Source organism: Deltaproteobacteria bacterium (assembly GCA_019308995.1).
GTDB lineage: Bacteria > Desulfobacterota > Desulfarculia > Adiutricales > JAFDHD01 > JAFDHD01.
In genome coordinates this window covers 1-3,559 of sequence record JAFDHD010000196.1, presented here as the reverse complement: position 1 = coordinate 3,559, position 3,559 = coordinate 1, and the positions used below count along the sequence as shown (strand labels likewise).

Genomic DNA, 3,559 nt, shown 5'->3' with positions numbered 1-3,559 from the left:
GGCCGTGTCAGCGGCCAGGGCCCCCATGCTGCCGCTGCCTGTTACGATTGCGAAACGATTGCCGCGCGGCCGGGGCTGGGTTGAAAAGACCTGCGCCAACTCCACCAGCTCGTTCAGGCTTTTGGCCCTGATGGCGCCAGACTGGGCAAACATGCCCTGGTACAGTTCATCCTCCCCGGAGAGACTGCCGGTGTGTGAGGCCGTGGCGGCACGGCCCACCGGGGTCCGGCCGCTTTTAAGCACCAGCACCGGCCCACCGGGGTCCGGCCGCTTTTAAGCACCAGCACCGGCTTGTCGCTAGTCACTCTCTTCAACGTCTCGACTAAAAGCCGTCCGTCGGCCGCGCCTTCAAGGTACATGGTAATGACCCTGGTGTCTGGATCGTGGTGTAAGTAATCCAGGACCTCGCTTTCATTGACATCCATTCTGTTGCCCAGGGTGATGGCCTTGGATATGAAGAGGCCTTTTTCGTTGAACCTGTCCAGCAGGTTGTGCCCAAAGACGCCGCTCTGGGCGATGACAGCGAGCTTACCCGGTTTGAGGGCCTCGGGCATGACCTCGGAGGTGGTAAACCGGTTGGCGGTGTTGACCACGCCGACGCAGTTGGGGCCAACGATCCTGAGGCCGTGTTCTGCCGCCGCCTTCTCGGCCTCGGCCTGCAAGGCCCGGCCTTGCGGGCCGATCTCGGCAAATCCCGCACTCTGAATGATGACGTGTCTTATGCCTCGATCACCGATTTGAGCAAGCACCTCCGGGACCGTTGGGGCAGGCACAATGACCACGGCCAAATCAACCGGGTCAGGCACTTCAGTCACACGCTTATAAACCGGGAGGCCGTGCAGGTCCCCGCCTTTGGGGTTGACCAGATGGGTGCGGTCGCCCCAGCCCTGCTCTATGAGCTGGAGAGGGATTCCATAGCCGAAGGCTCGAGTGCTTCGCGCTCCAACCACCACGATTCCTTGAGGCTCAAAAAAGGTCTTGAGTACGTTCTTTGATTCCATAGGCGCCTGTAAGTGAGTTGAAGGTCATGGGGAAAATAATTAGAAATCTCCTTCAAAAGGGCACTATATAGGAAATAACTGCCGTGGTGTCAAACGAAAAGTTCTTTTCAGGCCAAGGCCATTCATGATCGGTCCAGGCCGTCACGTTTTGAGGATATTAAAAAATATCAATAAATATAATTAAATAGCTCCAGGTAAGCAGTGTTTCACATGAAACATATTTTTTTAAGCTGAGCCTGCTTCAATCAAGAAAACAGAAGGAAAAGTTAGGAAATCAAAGAAAACAGATTAAAATACTTAATAATCTCTTTTAATTGCTCTAGAGGGGTGTCATTCTTGACCAGGTAGCAGCGATCAATCTCTTTTGACTTAACTAGTCCTTCATCCCTGGTCAGGATGATGCGGTGCTCGGCCCGGGCCTGGGTGATTATCTCTCTGGCCTCGTCATGGGCTGCTTCCGCGGCGTCAAATCCCAATATTTTTAAATAATTCAATAAGTTATCAAGGCCGACGTCCAGCAGAAACCTCGGGGTGCGCAGCGGCCTTTCCCTGAGCCTTGAAACCGCAGAAATATCAAAGGTCTCAAACACAGGATAAACAGATATGCGGTCTTGATCCTGAAGCAGATGTGAAAAGGGGACCGGTCTGCCATTGACGAGGATTAGATCAACCTCGCTCTCAGGCACGCCCAGGGATTCTATCAACTGCTGGACATTAAAGGAATCTTTTGCGGACGCTGTAAACTCACGTTTCTGTTTTTCAGGCGCAAGAAAATCATTCAGCTCCTCGTAGAATCTTATGGAAACATTGATCTTCATTAGGCCTTGCCCACGGCCTCGCGCCAGCGCTTAAGGACCGCTGCACGCTCGTTATCCGTGATTTGCGGGACAAAGGCCCGGTCTTCCTTCCACACATCGGCGATATCCTTGGTCTCCTTCCAGACGCCCGCGCCCAGCCCGGCCAGGAAGGCTGCGCCCAGGGCCGTGGTTTCCAGCATGGCCGGACGCACGATCTCCCGGCCCAGGAAGTCCGCCTGCATCTGCATCAGGAGGTTATTGGCGGCCGCGCCGCCGTCAACCTTTAACTTACGCAGTTTGCGGCCGCAGTCAGCCTCCATGGCCTGAAGGATTTCCACGTTCTGAAGCGCGATCCCTTCCAGCACGGCCCGCGCCAGGTGGGCCCGGGTCGTGCTCCGGGTCAGCCCGCAGATCAGACCCCGCGCCTCACTGCGCCAGTACGGCGCGCCCAGCCCGGCAAAGGCCGGAACCAGGGTCACGCCGCCGGTGTCAGGCACGGCTCCGGCTAAGTCCTCGATTTCCGCGGCGCTCGTAATTAGCTTCAGCCCGTCACGCAGCCACTGCACCGCGGCTCCGGCCATAAAGGCGGACCCTTCCAGGGCGTAGGTCGTCTGCCTCCCCAGCTTCCAGGCCACCGTGGTCAGGAGCCGGTTATTACTTAAGAGGGGCGCAGGCCCGGTGTTCATGAGCAGGAACGCCCCGGTGCCATAGGTGCATTTGGCCTCACCGGGTTCGAAACAGGCCTGGCCGAAAAGGGCTGCCTGCTGGTCGCCGGCCATGCCGCAGATCGGCACGCCGTCTGGCAGGCCGGGAACGTCCCTGGTATGCCCGAAGACCCCGGCCGAATCCCTGATTTCCGGCAGGATGCTCAGAGGCACTCCAAGGATGCGGCACAGCCGCTCGTCCCAGTCAAGCGTTTTCAGGTCCATGAGCAGTGTGCGCGAGGCATTGGAAACATCGGTCACGTGGGCGCGGCCGTCGGTGAGCTTCCAGGCCAGGAAGGTGTCAATCGTGCCCGCCGCGACTCTCCCCGCGGCTGCCTCCTTATGAAGACCCGATAAGTTGTCAAAGAGCCACTTCAGTTTGGTACCGCTGAAATAAGGGTCAAGCACCAGGCCGGTCTTTTTCACAAACAGGTCTTCATGGCCCATTTCCTTGAGTTCTTCGCAGATTCCCGCGGTGCGGCGGCACTGCCAGACAATGGCATTGTGAAAAGGGTTGCCTGTCTTCCGGTTCCAGACCGCGATTGTCTCGCGCTGGTTGGTGACGCCGATCGCTTTTATATCGAACCGCGAGACCCGGCCTTGCTTAAGGGCTATCTTTAAGGCAGAAAGAACCGACTTCCAGATATCTTCCGGGTCATGCTCCACCCATCCGGGATGCGGGAAAATCGGCATGATTTCCCGGTACCCCTTGGCTAAGACGTTCAGGTCTTGGTCGAGCAGCATAACGGTCGTGCCCGTGGTTCCCTGATCAATGGCTAAAATCGTATCAGGCATCGCTTTCTCCAGTCGAGGTCATAGATTAAACCTTTTTGTAAAATTTAGCCATGGGCTTATTTCCAAATTAATCAGCAGATGTAGCGACTGTTTTGAAGATCAAGATAAATTAGGCTCCCACATTTGATTTTTTTTCATGATGGTGTTGAGGATCACAATTAATTTACGCATGGCAGCCACCACGGCTGTCATCTTGGATTTTCCTTTTTCCAGTAGTTTAAGATAGTACTGGCGAATTACGGGATTATGCTGGATGGCTACC

At 55.8% G+C, this 3,559-nt stretch carries 5 protein-coding genes; all 5 read right to left on the bottom strand.

All coding sequences use genetic code 11. The features are described 5' to 3' along the window. On the bottom strand, positions 1 to 153 hold a 153-nt coding region (locus JRI95_16765; GenBank protein ID MBW2063197.1), incomplete at its 3' end, for a hypothetical protein. After that, entirely contained in the window at positions 114 to 1,001 is an 888-nt protein-coding gene (locus tag JRI95_16760) for a CoA-binding protein (GenBank protein MBW2063196.1), read from the bottom strand. The genes JRI95_16760 and JRI95_16765, both read right to left, overlap by 40 nt. 266 nt (positions 1,002 to 1,267) lie before the next feature. Continuing rightward, the gene (locus tag JRI95_16755) at positions 1,268 to 1,819 is read right to left on the bottom strand and encodes a twitching motility protein PilT (GenBank protein MBW2063195.1); all 552 of its coding nucleotides are present in this window, start codon (positions 1,817 to 1,819) and stop codon (positions 1,268 to 1,270) included. Next, positions 1,819 to 3,297: a glycerol kinase GlpK gene (gene glpK / locus JRI95_16750; protein MBW2063194.1), complete on the bottom strand. Its 1,479-nt coding sequence runs from the start codon at positions 3,295 to 3,297 to the stop codon at positions 1,819 to 1,821. The genes JRI95_16755 and glpK overlap by 1 nt, the downstream gene beginning before the upstream one ends. 99 nt (positions 3,298 to 3,396) lie before the next feature. After that, positions 3,397 to 3,559: IS110 family transposase (locus tag JRI95_16745; GenBank protein ID MBW2063193.1), on the bottom strand; the 163-nt coding region annotated here is incomplete at its 5' end.

Excerpts from the sequence above, each read along its gene's own strand:
- JRI95_16760 (MBW2063196.1), bottom strand. The coding sequence starts at position 1,001 with ATGGAATCAAAGAACGTACTCAAGACCTTTTTTGAGCCTCAAGGAATC.
- JRI95_16755 (MBW2063195.1), bottom strand. The coding sequence starts at position 1,819 with ATGAAGATCAATGTTTCCATAAGATTCTACGAGGAGCTGAATGATTTT.
- glpK (MBW2063194.1), bottom strand. The coding sequence starts at position 3,297 with ATGCCTGATACGATTTTAGCCATTGATCAGGGAACCACGGGCACGACC.